Consider the following 25233-nt stretch of genomic DNA (forward strand, 5'->3'; position numbering starts at 1 on the left):
TTTAATATAGCGGTTAGCTCATTGTTAGTATAGTCAATAGCAATTCAAGTGGTTACCACAAGTGTTTTTCTAACCGTTTGAATTTCTAAGCCCTAGATTAAAAGAATAGTTTGAACTTGCTCTCAACATCTCTCAATTTTCAATCAGATATTGGATGCTGTGCCCAATTTTTAGCTGTCTTTTAAGAGTTTTTTGATGCTCTCCTCGTTCTCAAATGAAGAGTGCACTTTTATCAGGCCTTGGCCTATGGAATGTTTGCAGGCTTTACGAATATCCCCAGTCGCTAAACTTGCTGCGGGGGCATTATCTATGGCTTTCAAATATATCCATTGACTGGCGTGTTCTTTCATACTTAAGGTACGCGCAGCGCTGGTCGACATCAGCAAAATATCAAGCAACTCTTGGTCGTTAATCGCGGTATACGCTCTAGGTAAAAAAGGATAATCAGCCATACCAACACGAATAATGCGGTTTAGTGCTATCTGTGGCTCAAATTCATCGATCCAGCCTTGTACCTTGTTAAAGATCTCTTCTGGCGTAGCGGGTTTGTCCGCGTTCTTCTCAATGTAAAGTAGGTTTGCATCTGAAAAGTGATAGATTCGAGCAGGTGCTTCAATCTTACCGCGTAGAAATTCACCAAACTTGCGCTCTAGCTTTAACCCTTCGCTGTAACCATGTTGAAGATACATGCTACGTAAAAAGGGAATATCTATCATGACAAACCGCAGTCGATCACTTAAGGGTTCATGAATGAGCTCGCCGATATGCCATTTTTCAAAGGTCATACTACTTTGTTCCATCGACTCTGGAAGTTTCGCGTTTAGCATGCGTAGGTTTCTTAAACCAGAGCGAGAGTGGGCGAAAAGATCATCCTTAAGACGATTAATTTTTAGGCGCTGCTGGCGAACGATATCTCCGCGCCAAAAAATAAACACGGATAGGATTATGGCGATGACGGCTAAAACCAGCGCGATTTTCTTAAACTTTTGATACTCATCGTAGGTGTTTTCCAGCACCTTTTTTTGACTGACAAGATGCAGAGTCTGTTCAATAAATTGCTTTTGCTGACGGAAATCATTTTCACTGACTGAGCTGAGATTTTTAAATCGAAGCTCTTCTAATTGGTTGTATTTTTTAAAATTATTTAGCGCGCTTTCATATTGTTTAGCTTGCTCATAGCCTCGATAAAGCAGGTAATAGGCTCTTTCCTCAAGTTTTATTCTTTGCCCAGGCTCGGCAAACTTCGCGTTGCTAAGTGCTAGCTTAGCTTGTTTAACCACCGTCGAAGAATGGTTATCTTCCAAGGCAAGCGCAGCTTTTAACAGTGCTGCGCGCGAGTTGAGATACGGGAAATTCGCATACTTGATAAGGCTTTCAGCGTGGGCTAAGTAGCGTTTGGCTAAAGACTTATCGTGTAACTTCAGGTAGGTGGCCGCTAAGGACAATCTCACACTAGTAATTTGTTCGACACTGTCTTGCATGTTTTCATGGTCAATGACATTGAAGTAATGCACTAAGGCCAAATTGTATCTACCTTCTGAAAAGTAAATGTCCCCTAGCTGTTTTAATAGAGCAGGTAGTAAAGGAGTGTCTTCATAGTTATCGTAAAAATCAGCGGCTTGAGAAAGGTGATCAACGGCTTTGTCGAGTACTCCACGTTGATAAAATAGCTCACCTAGTAGTTGATTTATTGTTGCGAGTTGTACGCTGGCGTTGTTTTCTATCGCTATCCAGTAACCACTTAATAAATCTGACAATGCTTCATTGTAAAGCCGATGAGACAAAAGAAATCTACCTGATGAAATATGGTAGTCGATAATCATATCTTCAGACTTGCTCTCGTTTGCGAGCATTTTTAGCTTGCTATAAAGAGACTTAGCCAGCTCTACATTGCTGTCATAAGACGCAATTTCTGCGGAGAGTTTCAACAATTGATATTGAATTTTGTTTGCTAATGGGTCTTTTGGGTTTAAGCCACTAAACGTTTTTTGGATGTTTTGAATGCTGTCTTGAGCCACTTTTGAGTTGTGGTTTCTTAACCAATATAAGTGCGTATCTTGTATTTTGATCAGTAAACCCGAATAGGGTAGATCGTATTGCTTAGCCAAGTTTTCGGCTTTGACTAGCTGCTGGAAAGCGACGTTATAGTTACGCATGTTAAACTCGGCTTGCGCAATGATTTGTAACGCATCAATGGTTCCAACAGGGGTGCGAATACTGGTGTCAGCTTTATTGTGGGTAATCGGCGAAAAAGTTCGATTGGATATATTGGCTAGAGTTCGCTGGGTGAGATAATTATGAGCCAGCTTTTTCGATTGTTTTGGCAAAAAACCGAGCAGCTTATAGGCTTCTTCAAGTATTGGTGAAGCCGATGTTGTCGCTGCCAATACCGATCCAGATACGGGCAGAGCGAAGAGACAACATAAAATTACCCAGCGAATTCTTAGCATGTGTATTCAATCCCTATTGACGAGCCATGCGAGTGTTTTGTTGTGGTTCTGCTTGTTCAGATGAGCGAAACGGGTTGATATCCAATCCACCACGGCGAGTATATCGAGCATATACAGAAAGTTTAGACGGACTACAGTATTTCATGATGTCGGTATAAATACGTTCTACACATTGCTCATGAAATTCGTTGTGGTTGCGAAATGACACGAGATATCTAAGCAAAGATTCTTGGTTAATTTTGTTGCCTTCGTAACAAATCTCCACACTTCCCCAGTCAGGCTGGTTGGTGATCAAGCAATTAGACTTTAACAAATGGCTATGGAGGGACTCTTCAACCCACTCGTCACTGGTGGCGTCTTTGAGTATGGCAGCGTCAAATTCAAAGTCGTCAATCGTTATATTCTGCTCATCAATACACTCACCGGACATAGTCACAATGGGTTGGTTAGTGTAATGCGTGACTGGGTAGACGGAGACACTGACGTCACCTTGAGCACAGTTAGATAGGTCGTCTTTTAAGCGGCTTTGTACTTCATCCCAGCTGGAAAACTTGGTCTGATTATAACTGTTTAGGTACAGCTTAAATGATTTGGACTCAATGATGTTCACACTGGTTGCTGGGACGGAGACTTCCCCAATCGCCACTTGTGGAAGGCCATTGGCGTTGAGCCAAGATAGTTCATATAGCGTCCAGAGATCGCAGCCTTGAAATGGGATATCGTCGGTGAGATTGAGATCCGCTCGATTTAACTGGCGTGGTACAGGTTGGAGCAAGCTTGGGTCGTATTGATTTGCGTATTCGGTTTTTTGCCCAAGTGTTAGGTTAGCCAATTCTTTTGCGTTAGAGTATTTGCTCATAAAATATTAAAGGTCAACAGACCTAAAGATTTGTTTTAGAATACGACAGATATTACGAAATCTAGTCCAGTATGTCATTAGGGACAGCTATCAGACCCTAGTGTCACCTCACCATTTTGGAGAACAACATGGCCAGTAGCGCTGCCCAAGCTCTATTTGACTTAAGTCATCGATATATACAGAGATATAAAATTACTCACGATTCACTACCAAGCAATGAAGAGCTGGCAGATATGGAATCGGAATGTGTACAAGAAACACGAGAGTCGCATGTGCTTTGGCAACCAGTTCAAAGAGAGCATTGGGCAAGCTTCGACAATGTAGAAAAAGGCATTGAAATTGACATTCATGATGACATTAAAGCCTTTTATTCTTGCCAATATAGCGCCGACATCCCCGTTGTGTGGCGGGGTGAATCTGCCACATTACTGCAAGTTTGGAGTGATGATGATTTCGTTCGTTTGCAAGAGAATATTCTAGGCCATTTGGTAACGCAGCGCCGGCTTAAACTTAAGCCAACCGTGTTTATTGCTACCACAGATAAAGATATGGAAGTCATCTCTATTTGCAACTTAACGGGCAACGTGTTGTGGGAAACACTAGGCTCGAAAAAACGGCAAGTACTGGCGGTGAGCCTAGAGGAATTCTTAAATGACTTGGAGCCAGAAATTTAACCATGTATGTCGTTGAAATAGAGTTTGACTGTTTTGATAACACCACAGTCAGTGCGGTAGAAAGTGCCATCAACTCGCTAATGGAAGCGCTACGTTATAACGGACAGGTACTGGGCCGAGAGTTTCCAATTGTAATGGGAGAGGGAGTGTTTACTGTTCGAGCGGTATGCCCTGAGGACGACAGTCTTCATCCTAACTATCACTCCGACTTTGTTAAAAAATGCATAGAAAACTTATCACACGCTTGCCTGTTAGCGCCCAAAGTCCGTTTGCTTGGTAGAGATCTGAATTCAGAACAGGCGGCAAGTGAAGGTGATCCAAACTGGCAAATTTTGTATACCACGTATGTGCATACCTGTTCTCCACTTCGAAGTGGGGAGACCTTATTACCCATTCCTTTATACCGGAATCCTGCGACACTCAATGGTGACCATAAAGCGCTCATCAAGTGGCAAACAGAGTGGCAAGCGTGTGATGAAATTCAGATGGCTGGTGGATGTCGTGCCGAGCATGCTGTTTTGCATGAAATCTGCGATGTCGACAGTGTGCTGTTTAAGAGAGGAATGGGACTTAGAGGTCGTATTGAATACTTAACTAAAATCCCGACTTATTACTATCAATACCGTGTCGGAGGTACTAGCTTTGCTGATGAGCAAGCAAGGCGCTGCCCAAGTTGTGGTGGTGAGTGGCTACAAGCCTCTCCAATACTGGACATTTTTCACTTTAAATGCGATGAATGCCGTATCGTATCTAATATGTCGTGGGATCATATCTCCTAGTTTTCTTCTTAGTACAAAAAAGCCAGCGATTTGCGTCGCTGGCTTAGTGAAAACCGTTACCCTATTTTAGGACGAGGCAATGTTTTACCAACCTTTCACGACCCCGCCGTGGAAGATTTTCATTGCAGCATCGTATACCGTATTGGTTTGGTATGCCTTAACAAACTCTTGCACCTTTTTAGAGTCTACGTTGTCTTGACGTGCAACAATCAAGTTTACATATGGTGAGTCTTTGTCTTCGACAAAAATACCGTCTTTTTGTGGCGTTAGATTGATAGAGCTGGCAAAGGTTGTATTGATCACTGCGATGGTGACATCATCAAGTGCACGCGGTAACTGAGCCGCATCGAGAGCGATGATTTTCAGGTGCTTTGGATTGCTGACAATGTCTTGAATCGTTGCGTTTAGTCCAGAGCCAGTGCGTAGCTTGATCAGACCTTGCTGCTGAAGCAGCAATAAAGAACGACCTAGGTTCGTTGGGTCGTTAGGTATCGCAATCTGATCGCCATCTTTTAGTTGATCAAGTGACTTAATCTTCTTCGAGTATCCAGCAATTGGGTAAACAAATGTTTTACCTGCAATGGCAAGTTTGTAGCCGCGGGTTTTCATTTGTTGATCGAGATACGGCTTGTGCTGGAAAGCGTTCGCATCAATTGAGCCATCAGCTAGCGCAGCGTTCGGAGTCACATAATCGGTAAAGGTCACCAATTTAACGTCTAGGCCGTATTTCTCTTTAGCTACTTTTGCTGCTACTTCAGCGACTTGTGCTTCAGCTCCAGCCATGACGCCTACTTTCAATACATTATCGTTTTTCTTGTCGCCGCAGCCAGTAAGGATCAAAGCTGAGGCTACTGTGGCAACGGCCAGTAAGCGTTTAAGGTTAAATTTCATAGTGGTCTCCTTGACTAACCTTGTAAATTCTTCAGTTATCTGTGATCGACTTTGCGAACGATGGCGTCGCCAACAGATTGAACGATTTGAACAATAATAATGAGTAAGACTATCGTTACAGTCATGACCGCAATGTCATAACGATAGAAGCCATATCGGATCGCAACATCACCTAATCCTCCGCCACCTACGGTGCCAGCCATCGCTGAGTAACTCACCAAGGTAACCAGCGTAATGGTTATTGAATTGATGATGGTTGGCAACGCTTCAGGTAACAGGACTTTAGTAATAATTTGCATGGGCGTTGCTCCCATTGACTGGGCGGCTTCCACAAGTCCTGTTGGGACTTCGATCAATGCACCTTCAATCAATCGAGCGATAAAAGGGATGGCACCAATGGTTAGCGGGACAATTGCAGCAGAGGTGCCGATAAAGGTGCCGACTAGCAACTTAGTGACTGGGATAATGGCTACCATCAGCACAATAAATGGCACCGAGCGGCCAATATTTACAATCGCGCCCAATACTTTGTTGAGTTTCACGTTTTCTAGTAAACCGCCTTTTTTCGTGGTATGTAGCACAACGCCCAATGGCGTTCCAACGATAAAGCCCACCACACCAGATACGACAACCATATAAAGTGTTTCCAAGGTAGCGTTGCCTACCAGGCTGCCATTTTGGCTTAGCCAATTTAGAAGGGAATCAAAGTACATAGCCCAATACCTCTACGCTTACGTAGTGATCTTTTAAATATTGAATGGCGGCCTCACCATCTTTTTCATCGCCGAACATTTCAGCCAGCATCATGCCGAACTTCACGCCACCTGCATAATCGATGTCGGAGCTTAATACACTGATATCAATGTTGAACTTACGTGCAATCTGAGAAATGAGCGGGGCTTTTACCGTCGAGCCAGTGAACTCTAATCTTAGTAGTGGATAGCTGCCTTCTTCTCGATGAGTTAGCAAGCGTTGTTGAAAGTCGTCAGGGATGGTGAGATCAAGGGTCGAACGAATAAATTGATGGGCGAGCTCTGTTTTAGGGTGAGCAAAGATTTCCCCAACAGTACCTTTCTCCACTAAACGACCATCGCCAATAATCGCGACTTCATGGCATATGCTTTTTACTACGTCCATCTCATGAGTAATCAGTAAGATGGTGAGGTTGAGCTCGCGATTGATTTTTTTTAGTAGCTCTAAAATTGATTGAGTGGTTGCAGGATCGAGCGCGCTGGTCGCTTCGTCACAAAGCAGTACTTTTGGCTCAGAGGCTAGGGCGCGAGCAATCGCGACTCGCTGTTTTTGACCACCACTCAGGTTAGACGGGTAGGAGTCACGTTTATCGGCAAGGCCAACAAGCTCTAACAGCTCAACGACCTTCTTTTCAATGTCGCCTTTGCTTACTTTTGCAAGCTCTAACGGCAGAGCCACGTTGCCAAATACGGTTCTCGACGACAGCAAGTTAAAGTGCTGGAATATCATACCGATATTACGGCGGGTTTGACCAAGTTGAGTTTGGCTTAGCGTTGTAAGGTCTACGCCATCAACGATGATTGAACCTGACGTTGGCGCTTCAAGCATATTGACACAACGTATCAGTGTACTTTTCCCCGCACCAGAAGAACCAATGACACCAAATATGGTGCCTTGGGCTATATGGAGGTTTATGTCTCTCAAGGCAGGGATCTCTTTGCTGCCTTGGTAGAAAATCTTATTGACTTGATTTATTTCAATCATCGTGTCGCCTGTGTTACTCACTTGGTTATTTTTTGTCTCTTCTCAAGTAGACAGGGATGCTATGAGTTTCACCGATATAAGTCAATAGATATTTTTACGTCTAGACGTCTAAATGGTTATTTGATGATTAAATTGTCACTTAGGTTGGTTGGAGTGGTTTCAACAAGCGCTTAGACAGGGGGCTCCAAAGCCTCATTTGTTTTTTCAACAATGCTCCACTCATTTCGAATATATATCGTTGTTCAACCTCTTCGGTTATCACGAAGCCTAATCTCTTGTGTAATTTGACTGACGGCTTATTGTTTATATGAACTTTACTTGTTAATCGCTGCACATTTAATTTACGCACCTCTAGCGCAAAGTCTACCAATAAGCATTTGAGAACACGTCCACTGCGGTGGCTAGCATGTATTTGTAATGAAGGCACGTAAATATGGTTATCAACCGTATTAGTGTATTGAATATATCCTGCTAACTCATCGTTTTTATATTGATATATGAACTTTGAACCACTTTCTATTTCGCGCTGAATTGCGCCTTTACGCCTTGTCGGACAAAAGGCGCTACCTGATTCAGCAATAATTTCGCTCATATTGAGTCTATCTAGTTCAACGAGATCATTCACGAGGTCTTGCATCACACTTGTTCTTTCCTTTGTTAATAAGTTAATGAATTACTGAAGGCTTTACTCGTTCAGCAGTGATTATACTAAGGTGTGCAGGATATATAGTACCTATTGTGTCTTGGGGTGAATAGTAGTTTCTACTCTTTCTTTATGCCCACGATTAGCCACAAGAGTTTCAGTTTTAATATTATAGTGTATTCTAGGTGCTCTTATTTTATCTTTCTCTAATGAAAGAGTTGCCTTCTCGGTTAACTCTAATTCCATTTTATCTGATTTATATATAAACTTTTCAGCTGTCCCCCTAATGACTTTATTGTCGTCAGTTAACTGATAAAACTTTGCAGGTTTACCTGTTGCAATAATCATATCTATTTTATTGTTTTTAAGGTTTTTTATAATTATTGCTTTGTCGGAGGTTATCTTAATACTCCCTTGGGTAACAATAACATTACCGATTAGCGTTGTTGTCCTTTTTTTTAAGTCAAAGCGCTGGATCTTTGACGTCGCATGTATTTCTTGTTGATGATCAGAGGACAAGGCAGCAGCCTGAAAACAATAGAAATATAAAGCTATGACTAATGAAATATAGGTGGCTTTCATTACCTTTACTTTTGAATAGTTGTTGTCCGTCATGGAAACATGGTTCATATATTGATATTTAATCGATTGAAAGTATTATTTCTATACAGGCTCATGAAGACTGTTTCTCTGGTAATTTTTGGCTACTGTCAAATCCGCCACCAAGTGCTTGGTACAGAGTCATCATATTCTTCAACTGGTTATGTCGATTTTGTATGAGATTCAATTGGGCTTTACGTCGAACTTCTTGCTGCTTTAACCAGGAGGTTACGTCATCAGCTCCTGCTTGGTAGCGCAACTCTTTTAAGTGTTCAGCTTCATATGCTAATGAGAGTAACTCACTTAACTCTCTCTCTTTGATCATCAAGTGTGTTCTATCTGAGAGTTTATTTTCTACTTCAGATAGTGCTTTGTACAATGCCTTTTTAAATTCAATCACTTCTTGTTCGTAGGTGGCTTCAGAAATCTTTATTTTCAACTGTGTTTTTCGCCACTCAAACGGCAAGGTGAAGGTAGATGCGAAGGTTCCAATAGGGTTGCTCAATATATCCGTTAATCTCTCGCCTCCAGCTTTAATACTGCCACTTAGGCTAAAGTCGGGATAAAAGGCTGTACGGGCAATGTTTGTATTCGCGAAGGCGCTACGTAAGCGTAGTTCACGTGCTTGCATATCTGGCCTACGAGCTAATAATGTTGATGGTGTAGAATCCGGTATGGCCGTATGTACCGCTGGTAACGTTTGGGGATCAGAAACCACATTTTCTGGCGATTGATCGAACAAAATAGCCAAAGCATGTTGCTTTTTAACTTTGTTTTGTTGAGATTGACTCAAAGTAATACGCGCTTGCACCAATTCTTCCTTAATCTGTAGCATCTGCATTTTTGAGACTGCGCCACTAAGGTATTTGGCTTGAGCGATCTCAAAGGTTTTTTCCTGATAATCTAATGATGCTTGCTCAACAGCGATGGATTCATTTAATAAAGCGATATCCCAATAGAGGATTGCTGTCGTACCGATCAGTGATAGCGCTGTATAAGCTCTATCCTGTTCAGTTGCCATGGCTTCCCAGCGTGCTTTGTCCCTTTCACTCGAAAATTTCCCCCAAAGATCCAGCTTATAATCCAAACCAAAACTAGTGTCATAGGTATTCTTATTGTTAACGGTAACTTTTAAATCGTCGACAGATATCTGATTTCTGTCTTTAATACCCGCCTTAAGCCGGGCAACCCGAATTTTCAATGCTGCTTTCGCCATGTCATTGTTGCGTATTAATACTTGCTCAATTAAATGGTTCAATGTTTTATCTTGAAACGCTCGCCACCACTGATTTGATTCCAAGACCTGCTCACCACTGATTGGTGCATGAGACCAAGCACTGGGAAGCTCTATAGAAGGTTGCGAATATTCTTTCCGAGTCAAACTTTCGCACCCAGAAAGGGCTATGGAGCAAATCAATAATAAAGCTCGCTTTCGACCAGTTAATTCGATGAAGCTGTGCTGCTTAAAGAAAAGATTGATAGAGTTAATAGACATACCTTACTCCCGTGTTAGTGCTTCAACCGGAGTAAGCCGGGCTGCATTTCGCGCTGGAAAAAAGCCAAATACGATGCCAATCATTGAAGAGCAGGTGACAGCAGCATAAATACTAGCGATGGAAAATATTATTGGTAGAGATGGAATTAGTTGCGATAACAATATCCCTATTCCAAATGATATCGATATACCAATAACACCACCTATCAAACATACTAATACAGCCTCTATGAGAAATTGGAGCAGTATATCACTTTGCCTTGCACCGACTGCCATACGAATCCCAATTTCACGGGTTCTCTCTTTGACGGACATTAACATAATATTCATTACTCCTATGCCTGCGACAATTAACGAAATCGCCGCAATGGATGACTTTAGTAGTTCCAACGTTGCAGTGCTTTTTTCTTGTGCCTGAAGAAATGCATTGTTGTTTGCTGTAAAAAAATCTTTCCCTCCATGGCGCATAGTCAATATACGAGTTATATATTGCTCCGCTTCTACGCTGGATATCTCATCAGAAGGTCTTGCTATGATTGAATTGAGGTTTTTCTTGCCTGTTAGGCGAGTGGTTAGGGAGGTGTGTGGTATCCAAACCGATAAGCGTCCTAGATCCCAGGAATTAGTTTTATCAGATACACCAACTACCTGCCATGGTGATGCTCCGATTAAAATAGTTTGTCCAATGGGGCTTTCATCGTCGGCGAATAGCTTCTTACGGGTATTTAAGTCGATTACTACTACCTGGGCTTGAGTGTCAATATCTCTTTTTACTAACGGGCGACCTTCAGTCGTAGTGACTCTTTTCACTCGAAAGTATTGTTCACTCACTCCTTCGACGTCTACATTAGCGGAAATATTTCTATAACGTAGTAGTTGTTGATAACTAGTCATTATTGGAGCCACACTGTCAATGAAGTGCTGATTGTGTAGTGCTTTGGCATCCTCGGGCACTAGGGTATCAATGTCGGCTGAGTTTGCGTCGCCAAAACTGTGTCCGGGGTAAATCATAATTCCGTTTTCCCCGAATGAGCGATTGGCTTCGATTACTTGTTTTTTACTTCCTTCACCAACAGCAACAATAGTCACTACTGATGTGATTCCGACAGTGATACCAAGCATTGTCAAAAATGTTCTCATACGATGGCAGGTTATAGTGATCCAGGCCATGTAAAAGGCACTATTAAAGCGTCGTATCCAACCACCAAGTATACTTTTTTGCTTTGTATTTACTTCTGATATAGGAGAGTCGGTTAGCCTGGGTTCAGGCATTGTTCTCGGGCGATCATTGATAATTTTTCCATCATGAATTTCAATAATACGCTCAGCTATAGCTGCTATTTGTGGGTCATGTGTGACAATGATAATGGTGTGCCCTAACTTATGTAGTTCTTGCAGTACCTCCATCACTTCTTGCCCACTTTGTGTATCTAACGCTCCGGTAGGCTCATCTGCCAGGATCACCTCACCACCGTTCATTAAAGCTCTGGCAATACTCACTCTCTGTTGTTGGCCGCCAGATAATTGATTCGGTTTATGTTCACAGCGCTCGCCCAAACCTAGACGCGACAACAGCATATGTGCACGCTTGCGGCGAGACTCTTTTGTAGCGTCAGCGTATATCGCTGCTAGCTCTGTATTACCTACAGCATCTAGGTGAGGCAATAAGTGATAGCGTTGAAATATAAAGCCAAAGTGGTTGCGCCGTAGTTCAGAAAGCTCTTTATCATCGAGTTCACCGACCTCTTGACCACGTATTTTGTAACTACCTGTGCTTGGGCGGTCTAGACAACCAAGAATATTCATTAATGTGGACTTTCCCGAGCCAGATGCTCCTGTAATGGCGATCATATCACCAGAATAAATCTTTAAATCTATATCCTTGAGCACAGAGATATGCTGCTCTCCTGAAAGGAAATTCCTACTCAAAGCCTTCATTTCGATTAGTGGTGTAGTCATAAAAAGATATCAACCCGTAAAGATAGCGTTTGTTTGGAGTGCTGTTTTCTCCGATTGCTGGTTGTTGAGAATGATATTATCGCCATCATTTAAGCCAGACAGTACTTGCACATAAGAACCGTCACGAATGCCAGTACTTATCGTCTTTTCTACCGGCTGATCGTTGACTAGAATACGTACACTATGCTTTAGGCCACTAATATTTTGACCAGAGTTTAGAGCTGATAAGGGAATACTCAGTACTTGTGACTCTCGATTGGTAATGATGGAAACTTGTGCTGTCATGCCTACTTGTAAGGACTTGTCCAGGTTCGGTACTTCTATCAAACTACTGTAGTAAACCGCTTTGCTTGAGTTATCACTGGAGCTATTAGCTGAATCGCCATTGATTATGTTATCGGGTGCGAGTTTGATGGTCTTCAATACGCCTTCGTAGCGCTGATCATGATTTCCCAAAGTGGTAATGTTTGCAGCTAGGCCTGACTTAACTTTGAATATATCGGCCTCGGACACTTTGGCTTTCACCACCATCTTATCCAGTTGAGCAATGGTAAGTACGCTTGGGGCTTCGTTACGAGATACAAGAGTCTGACCTTCTTCATATTTTACAGCTATCACAGTGCCGTCTATTGGTGCTGTAATCCTTGTGAGTTCGAGTTCAGCTTTTGCGCTTTTCACTTGAATTTCTGCTTTGATGATGTCTGTTTTTGATGATTCGACTTTTGTCCGATACAATTCCAATTCAGTGCGTGAGTCTTCTAATTTTGCCACTGATGTAGCGTTTTCTAATTTCATCTTATATTGGCGTTTAAAAGTTTTTTCTTTATTACTCAAGTTGATTTCATTTTCACGAAGTGAGGCTTTAGCTTTCTTTAATTCAGCTATCATTTTCATCAATTCGTTATGTTTTATTTCAGGGTCAATCTCTATGAGTAACTGCCCTTTTTTCACCTTATCACCTACAGAGACGTGTATTGATTTTATTTGTCCATCAACCTGAGTTCCTAAGGTAACTTGTTTTGCACCTTCTAATACTCCAGTAGCTAATACGGTTTCTTCAATATCCCGTCGTTCTACAGGTGCTGTAATATAATGAATGCGATTAGGGTTGAAAAAAGAGGAAGCCTCAAGAAACCAAATTACTACCATAGAAAAAATTAGAAATACGACGATAAGAAGAGGGCGGTTTTTTATTTTCATAGGAATTTTATGATTATGGTTAAGTTACACTTTCTGACTTGTTTTATATTAAGTGAATGTCTTCTGGCTTGCTTGTATTGACTATCTTACTTTTATTTATTCTAATTAAATGATAAATCAATTAATGTATTGAGTTTGTATTGAAATGTGTTGTTTTGTCATGATTCTTAGATTTAAAGGAGACTGGTGTATATCTCTGAGTAGCCCATGTTTTTGCGCTCAATAAAAAGAGGGCTGTCAGAGCTCAGCCCTCTAAACATATGAGCGGTTATTCTTCCTCAATACCAACGGTTTGTGTGATGGCAGCGACAATGGGGAGCACAGTCATGAAATTACCGAACAGTTATTTAGAACATTACTTATTTCGCTCAGTCAATCCATACTTCATTTTTAACTCTTCCACCCAAGCTTGATTTTTTGTTAGAAACTCATTGAACTGCTCAATGACATCCGGGTGGTTTAAAGATGACAGTAGGTAGTCGCTATTGATGTGTGGAATGGAGGGGTCGTACACAAGCGTGTTGTCTGCTATTCCTAATGACTTCATGGCGTAGACGGCGACATCAATATTAAAGTAGGCGCCATCTAAGTCATTCCGGTGAGCCATATTTTTTAGCAGTCCATCAATGCTGTTAAACTCTTTTATTGTGATTCTACCTTTATTGATTTGATCCAGCAGTGCATATGGGGTAAAGCCTCTCACGATGCCTAATTTTTTCAATGTTGATTTGCCTAGATTTTTTTCCGGCACAAGCACGCCATCAGTGTATTTTAGGGCCGAGGTACTATAAAGAATGTTCCGGTCTCCTTTAATGTCAGCGCCCCAATATGGGTTATCGGGAAACTTCAAGTCGACCTTTTGGTTGACTAAATCATGAAAAAGGCGAACCACAGGTAAAGGGCGATAAGTGAACTTGTGGTTATAGTCTTTAGCAAAGCGATCTAAAAGCTCTCGAGCATAACCAGTATATTGGCCATTTTGAATGGAATATATAGGTGCATAGTTAATATTCTCCACACCTACAATCATCTGTTTTGCAAACACAAATTCTATATTGAGAATAAGGGTTAAGAAGATAAGCCACTTTTTCATTTCACTATTCCTTTGGTGCTCTATGCCAATATTGTAGGCAAACTTGTGTAGATCAAGTGCTTGTATTAGCCGTGCCAGTTAATTAATTGCTGTGTTTTCTTATGAATAAGACCATACCAGGATTCGAAAGGAGAAAACGGTCACTATAGCGTAGCTGGGGCGTTACTTGCGTTTGAGTCAGCGGCCTAAAGCATGCAATAATTACCGTTAATAGCAGTCTTTAACGAGAGTAGAGAATTTTGGCAAAAGCGGCAGTGTTTTTGGATCGGGATGGTGTGATTAATGTGGATCACGGATACGTACATGATGAGCATGAATTTGAGTTTATTGATGGCGTGTTTGAGGCGACTAAACAGCTTCAGCAAATGGGGTACTTATTGGTATTAGTGACCAACCAAGCAGGCATAGCTCGTGGCTACTACACTGAGGAACGATTCTTGTCTCTCACTCAATGGATGGATTGGAACTTTATCGACAACGGCGTTGAGTTCGATGGTTTTTATTACTGCCCGCACCATCCTGAACACGGCCTCGGTAAGTATAAACAACAGTGTGATTGCAGAAAGCCTGAGCCAGGAATGTTCAATTCTGCGAAAGAGTTTCTTAACATTGATATGAAAAACTCGATCATGGTCGGTGATAAAGCAGAAGATATGATGGCCGCAGAAGCCGCCGGTGTGGGCACAAAAATTTTAGTTCGTACTGGTAAGCCTGTCACGGATAAAGGACAATCTATTGCGACTACGGTGCTCGATAGTATTAAAGAGGTGCCAGATTACGTGAAAAATATGGCTTAGCTTCTGCTCAAGGACAATACCTTAATTACCGACAAGATGAAAAAAAAACTCACTATCGTTGATATCGCAAAACTATCCGGGGTTGGTAAATCCACGGTGTCTCGAGTGCTGACTAATGATCCCAATGTCAGAGTCGAGACTCGGGCGCGAGTGGAGAGAGTGATGGAAGAGCACGGCTATGTGCCTTCCAAGTCCGCGCAGTCAATGCGAGCGGGTGGCAAGCTCAAAGTGATTGGTATCATCATTTCTCGTCTGGATTCGGCTTCTGAGAACAAAGTGATCAGCAGTATGCTGCATGAAGTTTATGCTTTAGGCTACGATGCCGTGGTGATGGAAAGTCGTTTTGATAGGAAAAAAACCAACGAACACCTCGAAGTTCTGCAAAAGCGTAATGTCGATGGCGTGATTGTGTTCGGGTTTACAGGTATTGATATGCAGTCGCTGGGCTCATGGAAAGAGAAAGCGGTCATTATTGCTATGCACAGCGATAACATTTCATCGATCAATTACGACAACCAAGCCATTATCTTCGCCGCATTAAATCATTTGCAAAGCCAAGGCATTACGCATATATCCTATCTTGGCGTCGACCCTAGCGATATCACGACAGGTAAACTGCGGCTCGAGGCTTATAAGCTTTGGTGTGAGCGTAAAGCAATGAGTGCTATCTACCAAACGGGCGAGTTGAGCCATGAGAGTGCTTACCAGTTAGTTGGCGATATACTGAGTGACAATACACAAGCCATCGTTTGCGCCAGTGATTCCCTTGCGCTCGGAGCGATTAAACGTTTAAAAGAGCTTGGCAGAGAGGATATCGTTGTCACTGGTGTTGGTGGCAACGAATTACTGTCTTTTTTGTTTCCTAATACTTATAGCGTCGATCCGGGCTATCACTTCGTTGGAAAGAAAGCAGTTAACTTACTGATGTCTAGCATAAAAGAGCACTCTCATCCTATTCACCTGACCCAATCTCCTATATTAAAGCCTGATCTGACTGGCTAATATATTGTGATCTCTCTCAATTAATATTCATTTCCTATATTTTCATTTTGTTTGTTTTATGCCACTCTTTTTTTGTTTTTGGGACTGTTCCCATTAATGAGGTTTGCAGTTAGAGATATCGATGAATAGCTAAGTTGATTGGCTATACAGCACGGTTGTACTCAGAGTGGGGGCGGGAAAGGTGAGTAAAATATCGAAAAAACAAGTCGAGCAGATCATTAACTTTGTGGGCGGCAGTGGCAATATCGCCAGTGTCAGCCATTGCTTAACGCGGTTAAGGTTTGTGTTAAATGATACTAAACTGGCGAATAAAAGTGAGTTGGAAGCGCTTAGCTTAGTGAAAGGCTGTTTTACCAACGCAGGACAATTTCAAGTCGTTGTCGGTACAGAAGTCGATGAAGTTTACGCTATCTTGTTGTCACTAACCGGAAAGCAGTCGGCTTCAAAAGACGAATCAAAGCAAGCGGCCAGAAAAAATATGAATGTCCTTGAAAGAGGCATTTCTCATCTAGCGGAAATTTTTGTTCCTTTGCTGCCGGCTATTATCACAGGTGGTCTTATTCTTGGTTTTCGTAATTTAATTGGTGATATCAAGATGTTTGATGGTCACTCGTTAACTGAAATTAGCCAGTTTTGGGCAACCGCACACTCCTTTTTGTGGCTGATCGGCGAAGCGATATTTTTCTACCTCCCTGTCGGAGTTTGCTGGTCTACCGTGAAAAAGCTTGGCGGGACACCTATTTTAGGTATCACCTTGGGGATTACATTAGTCTCTCCTCAACTGATGAATGCTTACCTTATTGGCAAACAGGTACCACAGGTATGGGATTTTGGTTGGTTTACCATACAGCAGGTTGGTTACCAAGCTCAGGTCATTCCCGCAGTGTTAGCCGGAGTGGTGCTAGCCCTGATAGAAACCAATTTAAAGAAAATAGTCCCAGCTTATCTGTACTTGGTGGTGGTGCCATTTGTGTCTCTTGTTTTAGCTGTGCTGCTTGCCCACGCGATCATCGGTCCAATAGGCAGAGATATTGGTAATGCTGTAGGTGCAGTGGCCAAAGCAGCGATGACGGGGGACTTTAGAGTGGTAGGCTCGATGATCTTTGGCTTTCTTTATGCGCCATTGGTTATTACTGGGATTCATCACACCACCAATGCGGTGGATTTACAGCTGATGCAAGAGCTCGGTGGGACGCCCATCTGGCCATTGATCGCTTTATCGAATATTGCTCAAGCGTCGGCTGTGACTGGAATTATCATCATCAGTAAAAAACACGGTGAGCGAGACATCTCAGTGCCTGCGGCGATTTCTGCTTACCTTGGTGTTACCGAGCCCGCCATGTATGGCATTAATCTCAAATATAAATTTCCGATGCTAAGTGCGATGCTTGGCAGCGCCTTAGCTGCAGGCGTATGTGGTGTCGCGGGGGTAATGGCAAATGGTATCGGGGTTGGCGGCCTACCTGGCATTCTATCCATCCAACCGCAATTTTGGGGCGTTTATGCCCTGGCGATGTTAGTTGCCATTATCGCGCCCATCGTATTTACCATTATTTTTTATAAACGCGCAGAAGCGAAAGGTCAGTTGGAACAAGTGAGCGCATAGGCGATAAAACACGATGCAACAAAACAAACAAATAGACTGGTGGAAATCGGCCACCATTTATCAAATTTATCCGAAAAGTTTTTGCGACAGCGGAGCGAAAGGGGTAGGAGATATACAAGGCATTATTTCAAAGCTAGGTTACTTAAATCTCTTGGGTGTTGAAGCGATTTGGTTAACGCCTATCTACCCATCTCCCATGGTGGATAATGGTTACGATATCTCAGATTATTACGCTATTAATCCAGACTTTGGCACGATGGCCGATTTTGATGAATTACTGGAAAAGTCACACGCTCTGGGTATAAAAATTATCATGGACATTGTGGTTAACCACACATCGACTCAGCATGCTTGGTTTCAGTCAGCTATTAGTGATCCAGACAGCGTTTACCGAGACTATTACATATGGAAAGATCTAGTAAATGGTCAAGAGCCTAACAATTGGCAGTCAAAATTTGGCGGTAGCGCTTGGGAGCTCGAACCAAACTCAGGGCAATATTATTTGCACTTGTTTGCCAAACAACAGGCGGATCTTAATTGGGAAAATCCGCAAGTTCGTCAAGAAGTAAAAAACGTCATTCGTTACTGGGCGAAGAAAGGGGTGGATGGCTTTCGCTTGGATGTCATTAACCTGATTTCCAAGGATCAAACGTTTTCTGACGATGAACAAGGCGATGGCCGCCGCTTTTATACCGATGGGCCAAGAGTTCATGAATATCTACAAGACTTAAGTGCAGATGTATTTCAAAAATATGGCTGCGTAACCGTTGGAGAAATGTCGTCAACAACGCTAGAGCATTGTCAGCGGTATTCTTCGCTAGAAGGTAAAGAGCTGTCTATGGTATTCAACTTCCATCACTTAAAGGTGGACTACCCAGATGGCGAAAAATGGGCTTTGGCACCTTTTGACTTTATCGCACTAAAGCAAATTTTCGACAAATGGCAAAAAGGGCTACATCAAAAAGGATGGGGAGCGCTATTTTGGTGTAACCATGATCAGCCGCGCATTGTTAGCCGTTTAGGAGATGATGGACAATATCGAGTTAAATCCGCCAAAATGCTTGCCGCTGCATTACACATGATGCAGGGGACTCCTTATATTTATCAAGGGGAAGAGATTGGTATGACGAATCCGGGCTATAGCAGAATTGGTCAGTATCAAGACGTGGAAAGCCTCACTATGTATCAGTTACTGGTTGAGCAGGGCGTGGTGAGTAAAAAGGAAATGCTCGCTATTTTAGCGCAAAAATCTCGTGATAATTCTCGCACGCCCATGCAGTGGAGTAGCGAGAAAAATGCGGGCTTTACTCAAGGACGGCCGTGGTTAGATGTGGCGGAGAATTATACGCAGATCAATGCAAACCTTGCTGTTGATGATCCAGACTCGGTGTTTTATTTCTACCAAACTTTGATTCAGCTACGTAAGCAGTTCCCAGTGATCACTGATGGAGACTATACTGACCTCCTGCCAGATGACAAGGCGGTCTTTGCCTACCAGAGAAGACTTGGTGATCTACGCCTAATTTGTTTGAACAACTTCTATCAGCCAGAAACCAGCGTTCAACTAGAAGTGGATTGTGACTTAAGTCAGGCTACTTACCTGCTTGGTAATTATGCGGATATTGGTTCAAAACCCTTAAGTCACAACATCGTTTTGAGAGCTTATGAATCAAGAGTCATTCTTATAGAATCGTGAGAATCGGCAAGATACAAAAAATCCAGCGCTTAGGCTGGATTTTTTATGGCTTTAGAAGCCGAATATGGTGGAGGGGGACGGATTCGAACCATCGAAGGCGGAGCCGGCAGATTTACAGTCTGCTCCCTTTGGCCACTCGGGAACCCCTCCTGGGGTTTTCTTACTTTATCAGTAAGCTTGATTAAGGTTTTCCCAACGCACTTAACCAAGTGTTTTCGTATTGTGTTTAATACGAAAGAATATGGTGGAGGGGGACGGATTCGAACCATCGAAGGCGGAGCCGGCAGATTTACAGTCTGCTCCCTTTGGCCACTCGGGAACCCCTCCAGGGTGTTTTCTTACTTTATCAGTAAGCTTGATTAAGGTTTTCCCAACACACTTAATCAAGTGTTTTCGTATTGAATTCAATACGAAAGAATATGGTGGAGGGGGACGGATTCGAACCATCGAAGGCGGAGCCGGCAGATTTACAGTCTGCTCCCTTTGGCCACTCGGGAACCCCTCCAGGGTGTTTTCTTACTTTCTCAGAAAGTAAGCTTAAGTGATGTTTTCCCAACACATCTCTCAAGTGCGGAGCGCATCATAGCAAACTTGCTTTCGCTGTAAAGACTTTTCTTATGGTTTTGAATTAAATGCTGACTTTTTGGACAAAGTGAGTGGTTTTACATTGTTTTAGTCAAATAAAAGGCAAAAAATACTAAGAGAATAAAAACATGGATAGTTACGCTTTACGTCGTTTTCTTTACACACCTTTACGCTAAAGCATTTAGTGTACTGTTAGAATGTCATTGGCTAATTTACAGGGAAAGTATAACAATGATTCGATTAGCAAATGTATACCTTGCTGCACTTGTCTTTTTGATACCTATAGGCTCACAAGCCAAAGGGCCAAATCAGGCGCAAGTGATTTCCGTGGTGACTGAACAAGTGGCCACACATCAAGTTTCGCAAAATCTCACTTTGGTCGGCAAACTAGAAGCCGAGCAATCTGTAGACGTGTCTTCTGAAGTCGCTGGCAAAGTAGACAAAATAGCCGTCTCTGAAAATCAAAACGTCAAACAAGGTCAGTTGCTGGTACAGCTTGAAGACAATAAAGCGCTGGCAGCGGTTGCTGAAGCAAAAGCGTATTTGAAAGATGAGCAAAGGAAACTGAACGAATTTGAAAGGCTTTCTAAAAGAAATGCCATTACATTGACTGAGATAGATGCGCAAAAAGCCAGTGTGGAAATTGGCAAAGCCCGTTTGGATGCGGCCAATGCCAATTTAAGTGATATGTATATTCGAGCCCCGTTTAACGGCACGATTGGCTTTATTAGCTTTAGTCGCGGTCAATACGTGAGCTTGGGAAGCGAGCTTATGACGTTGGATGATTTATCCACCATGCGCCTTGATCTCTCTGTCCCAGAGCGCTATCTATCCAAGTTGCGCGAGGGCATGAAGGTGGTTGGTACGTCCAGTGCGTGGGCTAATGATGCATTCGATGGAAAAATTCGAGCCATTGATACCCGAATCAACCCAGAAACCCTCAATATGAAAGTTCGAATTCAATTCGATAATCGCTTACGTAAACTGAAACCCGGTATGTTGCTATCGGTTGATATCCAACTTCCTTCCATTACCGCACCCATCATTCCCGTACAAGCGTTGGAGTATTCAGGTACCAAACGTTATGTCTATGTCATCGACAAGGATAATAAGGCAACACGCACCGAAGTATGGTTGGGGGCTAGAGTCGGTAATCAGGTCGTTATTGAAAAAGGTCTATCCATTGGGGAAAAGGTGGTAGTACAAGGTATCGTTAACATGCGTGATGGGGTGACGGTCACTGAAGTCGATAAAAATGGCAAGCCAGTGAAGAAGGAAGCTTAATCATGTGGTTGTCAGATGTATCGGTTAAGCGGCCTGTTGCTGCCGTGGTGTTTAGCTTGTTGTTGTGTGTCTTTGGCCTAGTGTCTTTTTCTAAACTGGCGGTGCGCGAAATGCCGGATATTGAAAGCCCGGTTGTATCGATTAGCACGCGGTACGAAGGTGCGTCAGCCACGATAATAGAGAATCAAATTACTTCTGTGTTAGAAGATCAATTATCTGGCATCAGCGGCATTGATGAAATCTCTTCTACCACCAGAAATAGCATGTCTCGTATTACCATTACCTTTAAGTTGGGCTATGACTTAACCACAGGCGTGAGCGATGTGCGAGATGCGGTCTCTCGAGCATTGAATTCCTTACCCGATGAAGCTTCTGAGCCCATAGTGTACAAAAATAATGGTTCAGGAGAGGCATCCTTATACGTCAATTTAAGCTCTTCGACGATGGATCGAACGCAGCTCACTGATTACGTTAATCGCGTCTTGTTAGATAGATTTAGCCTCATTCCTGGGGTAAGCTCAATCAATGTCACTGGTGGCTTAGACAAAGTGATGTACGTTAAGCTAAAACCCGATCAAATGGCTGGCCGCGGTGTGACCACCAAAGACATTACCGATGCACTTAGTGATGAAAATATAGAACGTCCCGGAGGACAAATTCGCAATGACTCTACTGTTATGTCAGTGCGTACGGCGCGGGCGTATTTGACGCCAGAAGACTTCGACTATTTAGTCGTAAAACGTGCCAGTGACAACTCACCGATTTACTTAAAAGATGTGGCTGATGTGTACATTGGCGCTCAAAACGAGAGCTCCACATTCAAAAGTGATGGTGTAGTGAATGTCAGCATGGGTATCGTGCCCCAATCCGATGCAAACCCGTTGCAGGTCGCTGATGCGGTGCATCATCAGGTGAATAGCATTCAAAAGTTTTTGCCCGATGGCACTAGGCTTGCCATCGACTATGACTCTACGGTATTTATCGAGCGCTCCATCTCTGAAGTTTATAACACCTTATTCATCACTGGCGGTTTGGTGATTTTGGTGTTGTATATTTTTATTGGTCAGGTGAGGGCAACGTTAATTCCTGCCGTCACTGTACCCGTATCACTTATCTCGTCTTTTATTGCCGCGTATTATTTTGGTTTTTCCATTAACCTGATTACCTTAATGGCACTTATTCTGTCTATTGGTCTGGTGGTGGATGATGCCATCGTGGTGGTGGAAAATATATTTCACCACATAGAGCGAGGAGAAAAGCCGTTATTGGCGGCCTATAAAGGGACAAGAGAAGTTGGCTTTGCCGTGGTTGCTACAACGCTCGTCTTGGTGATGGTATTCCTGCCAATCTCGTTTATGGATGGGATGGTGGGACTACTCTTTACTGAATTTTCTGTGTTGCTGGCTATGGCCGTCATATTTTCCTCCTTGATAGCCTTGACCTTGACGCCAGTTCTTAGTAGCAAGTTATTGAAACTGAATGTCAAACCAAACCGATTTAATCGGTTTGTCGATAGCTCGTTTTCTAAATTAGAAGGTGTGTATCGGCGGGCGCTGAAAAAAGCCATTCAATGGAGTTGGTTTGCGCCGATCATCATTGTGCTCTGTATTGGAGGAAGTTACGGGCTACTGAATTTGGTGCCATCCCAGCTGACTCCCTCAGAAGATCGAGGCGTGATTTTTGCTTTTGTACGCGGCGCGGATGCAACCAGTTATAACCGCATGTCGGCCAATATGGACTTGGTGGAAGAAAGGTTGATGCCTTTACTCGGCAAAGGCTTTTTAAAATCTTTTAGCATCCAATCTCCCGCATTTGGGGGCAATGCAGGCGATCAAACGGGGTTCGTCATCATGATTTTGGAGGATTGGAACGACCGAAGTGTCACCGCGCAGCAAGCTTTAGGGCAAGTACGCAAAGCGCTGGCCGGAATACCGGATGTACGAGTCTTCCCCTTTATGCCTGGTTTTAGAGGTGGGTCCAGTGAACCTGTCCAGTTTGTATTGGGGGGCTCAAATTATGAAGAGCTAAAACAATGGGCGGAAAAACTCAAAGTTGCAGCAGAAAACTCCCCGATGATGGAAGGCGTTGAAATCAATTACTCAGAAAAAACACCGGAGCTTGTGGTTTCGATTGATAAACAAAGAGCGGCAGAGTTAGGTATTTCTGCTGCGGATATTTCTGATACCTTGGAAATCATGCTTGGTGGTAAAAGTGAAACCACGTTTGTTGATCGCGGAGAAGAGTACGATGTGTACTTGCGAGGTGATGAAAACAGCTTTAACAATTCAGCCGACCTGAGTCAGATCTATATGAGAACGGCTTCTGGGCAACTGATCACGTTAGATTCGTTGGCGAAAATTGAAGAGGTGGCATCCTCTATCAAGCTCTCTCATTACAACAAGCAAAAAGCGGTAACGGTGTCGGCCAATTTAGCCAATGGCTATACTTTAGGCCAAGCACTGGACTTTTTGGATGACAAAGCCATCGAGATGTTACCTGGGGATATTTCAGTTAGCTATTCCGGAGAGTCAAAGGATTTTAAAGAGAATCAGTCAAGTGTACTGGTGGTCTTTGCTCTAGCGTTACTGGTGGCATATCTGGTGTTGTGTGCCCAGTTTGAAAGCTTTATCAATCCACTCGTGGTGATGTTCACCGTGCCGATGGGGGTATTTGGCGGTTTCCTTGGTTTATTAATCATGCACCAGGGAATGAATATATACAGTCAAATAGGCATGATCATGTTAATTGGTATGGTGACCAAGAATGGTATTTTGATCGTTGAATTTGCCAATCAACTTCGCGACCGAGGCATAGAATTCCATCAAGCGATTGTGGATGCATCGGCAAGAAGGCTCAGGCCAATCTTGATGACGGCATTTACTACTCTGGCAGGCTCGATCCCATTAATTCTATCAACGGGAGCTGGGTATGAGAGCCGGGTCGCTGTGGGTACCGTGATATTCTTTGGTATGGCTTTTGCGACTATCGTGACTTTATTTGTCATTCCTGCTATGTACCGATTGCTGTCGAAATCAACACAAGCCCCCGGCCATGTGGAAGATGAGCTCAACCGAGAGCTCAGCCATGATGTTAAATCACGTTCATCACATTAGGGCGTGCTGACCTTTTGCGACTATTTTTGCAGCGCCTTGGCGTTATTTCGCTCAAGCTTGTTGGTTTGAGCGATTAACTTTAGCTCGCTTGTCATAGTTTACCTGATAGCGAGTGGGCTTATGGTTCATCGCGAGCACGATGTTGAGGATAAATGCACCTAGGACAGACAAAGCAATCAGTTTTGGAGAGGTAAAAAAGAAAGACGTCAGTAAGATACAGGCGTCGATAGCCAACTGAACTTTACCGACCGAGATCCCCATCTTATCTTGAATGTACAAACACAGGACATTAAATCCGCCTAAACTTGCATGATGACGAAACAGAATGAGCATGCCAAGGCCCATCAGCAAACCGCCTGAAATAGCACAGTAGGTTGGGTCGATATTATTAACCGAGATAAATCGAGTTAGGTTATCGGAAAAGATGGCAACGAGTCCGCCCGAAATGACACTGTTAATGGCAAAGCGAGCGCCAAAACGCCTCCAGGCCAGCAAATAGAAGGGACAGTTTAGTAAAAAATATAACGGGCCAAATTCCAGGCCACTAAGCTGCCCAACAAGTAGAGCAAGCCCCGCCGTACCACCAGTAAGAAGGTGGCCTGTTTGCAAAAAGAATACACCTTGTGCCACTAAAAATGTGCCCGTCACAATGGCTATCCAATCTTCTTTTTTGCTGTGCTTGTTCATACCGAATTCGTCTAAATAAAATGAGCCGGCATATTAGAGAAAAAGCGACCATTTCGGTAGCTTCAGCCAGGAAATTAGGGTAA

At 43.0% G+C, this 25233-nt stretch carries 20 protein-coding genes and 3 tRNA genes; 8 read left to right on the plus strand and 15 right to left on the minus strand.

Translation table 11 applies throughout. The features are described 5' to 3' along the window. Positions 1 to 170: 170 nt before the first annotated feature. Together M9194_RS15240 and queF are read right to left on the minus strand one after the other, a co-directional pair. Positions 171 to 2450 (minus strand): tetratricopeptide repeat protein, encoded by a 2280-nt coding sequence (locus tag M9194_RS15240; protein ID WP_250613546.1) that lies wholly within the window; start codon positions 2448 to 2450, stop codon positions 171 to 173. Positions 2451 to 2463: 13 nt separating this feature from the next. Beyond that, entirely contained in the window at positions 2464 to 3309 is an 846-nt protein-coding gene (gene queF / locus M9194_RS15245) for an NADPH-dependent 7-cyano-7-deazaguanine reductase QueF (RefSeq protein ID WP_250613547.1), read from the minus strand. Between the two features lie 128 nt (positions 3310 to 3437). On the opposite strand from queF, the gene syd reads away from it, so the two are divergent. Further along, positions 3438 to 3983: a SecY-interacting protein gene (syd, locus tag M9194_RS15250; protein WP_250613548.1), complete on the plus strand. Its 546-nt coding sequence runs from the start codon at positions 3438 to 3440 to the stop codon at positions 3981 to 3983. Positions 3984 to 3985: 2 nt separating this feature from the next. Further along, positions 3986 to 4762, plus strand: a complete 777-nt coding sequence (locus M9194_RS15255; protein ID WP_250613549.1) for a Zn-ribbon-containing protein — start codon at positions 3986 to 3988, stop codon at positions 4760 to 4762. A gap of 84 nt (positions 4763 to 4846) precedes the next feature. Here the strand turns inward: M9194_RS15255 and metQ are convergent, their stop codons facing one another. The 9 genes from metQ to M9194_RS15300 form a co-directional block, all read right to left on the minus strand. Continuing rightward, positions 4847 to 5653 (minus strand): methionine ABC transporter substrate-binding lipoprotein MetQ, encoded by an 807-nt coding sequence (gene metQ / locus M9194_RS15260; RefSeq protein WP_250613550.1) that lies wholly within the window; start codon positions 5651 to 5653, stop codon positions 4847 to 4849. Between the two features lie 35 nt (positions 5654 to 5688). Continuing rightward, the gene (locus tag M9194_RS15265) at positions 5689 to 6366 is read right to left on the minus strand and encodes a methionine ABC transporter permease (RefSeq protein WP_250613551.1); all 678 of its coding nucleotides are present in this window, start codon (positions 6364 to 6366) and stop codon (positions 5689 to 5691) included. Continuing rightward, the gene (gene metN / locus M9194_RS15270; protein WP_250613552.1) at positions 6356 to 7390 is read right to left on the minus strand and encodes a methionine ABC transporter ATP-binding protein MetN; all 1035 of its coding nucleotides are present in this window, start codon (positions 7388 to 7390) and stop codon (positions 6356 to 6358) included. The genes M9194_RS15265 and metN overlap by 11 nt, the downstream gene beginning before the upstream one ends. Before the next feature lie 139 nt (positions 7391 to 7529). Next, positions 7530 to 8027, minus strand: a complete 498-nt coding sequence (locus tag M9194_RS15275) for a GNAT family N-acetyltransferase (protein ID WP_250613606.1) — start codon at positions 8025 to 8027, stop codon at positions 7530 to 7532. A 96-nt stretch (positions 8028 to 8123) separates the two neighbouring features. Continuing rightward, positions 8124 to 8615, minus strand: a complete 492-nt coding sequence (gene lptA, locus M9194_RS15280) for a lipopolysaccharide transport periplasmic protein LptA (RefSeq protein ID WP_250613553.1) — start codon at positions 8613 to 8615, stop codon at positions 8124 to 8126. Positions 8616 to 8706: 91 nt separating this feature from the next. Beyond that, entirely contained in the window at positions 8707 to 10128 is a 1422-nt protein-coding gene (locus M9194_RS15285) for a TolC family protein (protein WP_250613554.1), read from the minus strand. A gap of 3 nt (positions 10129 to 10131) precedes the next feature. After that, positions 10132 to 12087 (minus strand): MacB family efflux pump subunit, encoded by a 1956-nt coding sequence (locus tag M9194_RS15290; RefSeq protein ID WP_250613555.1) that lies wholly within the window; start codon positions 12085 to 12087, stop codon positions 10132 to 10134. 9 nt (positions 12088 to 12096) lie between these two features. After that, on the minus strand, positions 12097 to 13287 hold the full coding sequence (locus M9194_RS15295) for an efflux RND transporter periplasmic adaptor subunit (RefSeq protein WP_250613556.1): 1191 nt from the start codon (positions 13285 to 13287) through the stop codon (positions 12097 to 12099). A 355-nt stretch (positions 13288 to 13642) separates the two neighbouring features. Beyond that, positions 13643 to 14380 carry a substrate-binding periplasmic protein gene (locus tag M9194_RS15300; protein ID WP_250613557.1) on the minus strand — a complete coding sequence of 246 codons (738 nt, stop codon included), beginning with the start codon at positions 14378 to 14380 and terminating at the stop codon, positions 13643 to 13645. Positions 14381 to 14619: 239 nt separating this feature from the next. On the opposite strand from M9194_RS15300, the gene gmhB reads away from it, so the two are divergent. The 4 genes from gmhB to treC all read left to right on the plus strand — a co-directional run bounded on the left by gmhB (position 14620) and on the right by treC (position 19481). Beyond that, entirely contained in the window at positions 14620 to 15177 is a 558-nt protein-coding gene (gene gmhB / locus M9194_RS15305; protein ID WP_250613558.1) for a D-glycero-beta-D-manno-heptose 1,7-bisphosphate 7-phosphatase, read from the plus strand. A gap of 36 nt (positions 15178 to 15213) precedes the next feature. Continuing rightward, entirely contained in the window at positions 15214 to 16179 is a 966-nt protein-coding gene (gene treR, locus M9194_RS15310; protein ID WP_250613559.1) for a trehalose operon repressor TreR, read from the plus strand. A 181-nt stretch (positions 16180 to 16360) separates the two neighbouring features. Beyond that, complete coding sequence (gene treB, locus M9194_RS15315) at positions 16361 to 17785, plus strand: PTS trehalose transporter subunit IIBC (RefSeq protein ID WP_250613560.1); 1425 nt, start codon at positions 16361 to 16363, stop codon at positions 17783 to 17785. Between the two features lie 13 nt (positions 17786 to 17798). Beyond that, on the plus strand, positions 17799 to 19481 hold the full coding sequence (treC, locus tag M9194_RS15320; RefSeq protein ID WP_250613561.1) for an alpha,alpha-phosphotrehalase: 1683 nt from the start codon (positions 17799 to 17801) through the stop codon (positions 19479 to 19481). Between the two features lie 65 nt (positions 19482 to 19546). On the opposite strand, the gene M9194_RS15325 is transcribed toward treC, so the two are convergent. The 3 genes from M9194_RS15325 to M9194_RS15335 form a co-directional block, all read right to left on the minus strand. Further along, positions 19547 to 19631: transfer RNA gene (locus M9194_RS15325), tRNA-Tyr, on the minus strand. Between the two features lie 92 nt (positions 19632 to 19723). Beyond that, positions 19724 to 19808: transfer RNA gene (locus M9194_RS15330), tRNA-Tyr, on the minus strand. 93 nt (positions 19809 to 19901) lie between these two features. Continuing rightward, positions 19902 to 19986: transfer RNA gene (locus M9194_RS15335), tRNA-Tyr, on the minus strand. Between the two features lie 311 nt (positions 19987 to 20297). Here M9194_RS15335 and M9194_RS15340 point away from each other — a divergent pair. Together M9194_RS15340 and vexH are read left to right on the plus strand one after the other, a co-directional pair. Continuing rightward, a complete protein-coding gene (locus M9194_RS15340) occupies positions 20298 to 21350 on the plus strand; it encodes an efflux RND transporter periplasmic adaptor subunit (protein WP_250613562.1) in 1053 nt (350 codons plus the stop codon). A 2-nt stretch (positions 21351 to 21352) separates the two neighbouring features. Continuing rightward, on the plus strand, positions 21353 to 24463 hold the full coding sequence (gene vexH, locus M9194_RS15345; protein ID WP_250613563.1) for a vibriobactin export RND transporter permease subunit VexH: 3111 nt from the start codon (positions 21353 to 21355) through the stop codon (positions 24461 to 24463). Between the two features lie 51 nt (positions 24464 to 24514). Here vexH and M9194_RS15350 read toward each other — a convergent pair whose 3' ends face one another. Then, positions 24515 to 25150, minus strand: coding sequence for a YitT family protein (locus tag M9194_RS15350; protein ID WP_250613564.1), 636 nt, complete (start codon positions 25148 to 25150; stop codon positions 24515 to 24517). Between the last annotated feature and the right edge of the window lie 83 nt (positions 25151 to 25233).

The sequence above is a fragment of the Vibrio sinus genome (assembly GCF_023634645.1).
Lineage (GTDB): Bacteria > Pseudomonadota > Gammaproteobacteria > Enterobacterales > Vibrionaceae > Vibrio > Vibrio sinus.

Bases quoted from the DNA above. Each gene is read 5' to 3' on its own strand.
- M9194_RS15340 (WP_250613562.1), top strand. From the start codon at position 20,298: ATGATTCGATTAGCAAATGTATACCTTGCTGCACTTGTCTTTTTGATA.
- treC (WP_250613561.1), top strand. From the start codon at position 17,799: ATGCAACAAAACAAACAAATAGACTGGTGGAAATCGGCCACCATTTAT.
- lptA (WP_250613553.1), bottom strand. From the start codon at position 8,615: ATGAAAGCCACCTATATTTCATTAGTCATAGCTTTATATTTCTATTGT.
- vexH (WP_250613563.1), top strand. From the start codon at position 21,353: ATGTGGTTGTCAGATGTATCGGTTAAGCGGCCTGTTGCTGCCGTGGTG.
- treR (WP_250613559.1), top strand. From the start codon at position 15,214: ATGAAAAAAAAACTCACTATCGTTGATATCGCAAAACTATCCGGGGTT.
- metQ (WP_250613550.1), bottom strand. From the start codon at position 5,653: ATGAAATTTAACCTTAAACGCTTACTGGCCGTTGCCACAGTAGCCTCA.
- M9194_RS15275 (WP_250613606.1), bottom strand. From the start codon at position 8,027: ATGCAAGACCTCGTGAATGATCTCGTTGAACTAGATAGACTCAATATG.
- M9194_RS15240 (WP_250613546.1), bottom strand. From the start codon at position 2,450: ATGCTAAGAATTCGCTGGGTAATTTTATGTTGTCTCTTCGCTCTGCCC.
- M9194_RS15300 (WP_250613557.1), bottom strand. From the start codon at position 14,380: ATGAAAAAGTGGCTTATCTTCTTAACCCTTATTCTCAATATAGAATTT.
- queF (WP_250613547.1), bottom strand. From the start codon at position 3,309: ATGAGCAAATACTCTAACGCAAAAGAATTGGCTAACCTAACACTTGGG.
- M9194_RS15255 (WP_250613549.1), top strand. From the start codon at position 3,986: ATGTATGTCGTTGAAATAGAGTTTGACTGTTTTGATAACACCACAGTC.
- M9194_RS15285 (WP_250613554.1), bottom strand. From the start codon at position 10,128: ATGTCTATTAACTCTATCAATCTTTTCTTTAAGCAGCACAGCTTCATC.
- M9194_RS15290 (WP_250613555.1), bottom strand. From the start codon at position 12,087: ATGACTACACCACTAATCGAAATGAAGGCTTTGAGTAGGAATTTCCTT.
- M9194_RS15350 (WP_250613564.1), bottom strand. From the start codon at position 25,150: ATGAACAAGCACAGCAAAAAAGAAGATTGGATAGCCATTGTGACGGGC.
- syd (WP_250613548.1), top strand. From the start codon at position 3,438: ATGGCCAGTAGCGCTGCCCAAGCTCTATTTGACTTAAGTCATCGATAT.
- metN (WP_250613552.1), bottom strand. From the start codon at position 7,390: ATGATTGAAATAAATCAAGTCAATAAGATTTTCTACCAAGGCAGCAAA.
- M9194_RS15295 (WP_250613556.1), bottom strand. From the start codon at position 13,287: ATGAAAATAAAAAACCGCCCTCTTCTTATCGTCGTATTTCTAATTTTT.
- M9194_RS15265 (WP_250613551.1), bottom strand. From the start codon at position 6,366: ATGTACTTTGATTCCCTTCTAAATTGGCTAAGCCAAAATGGCAGCCTG.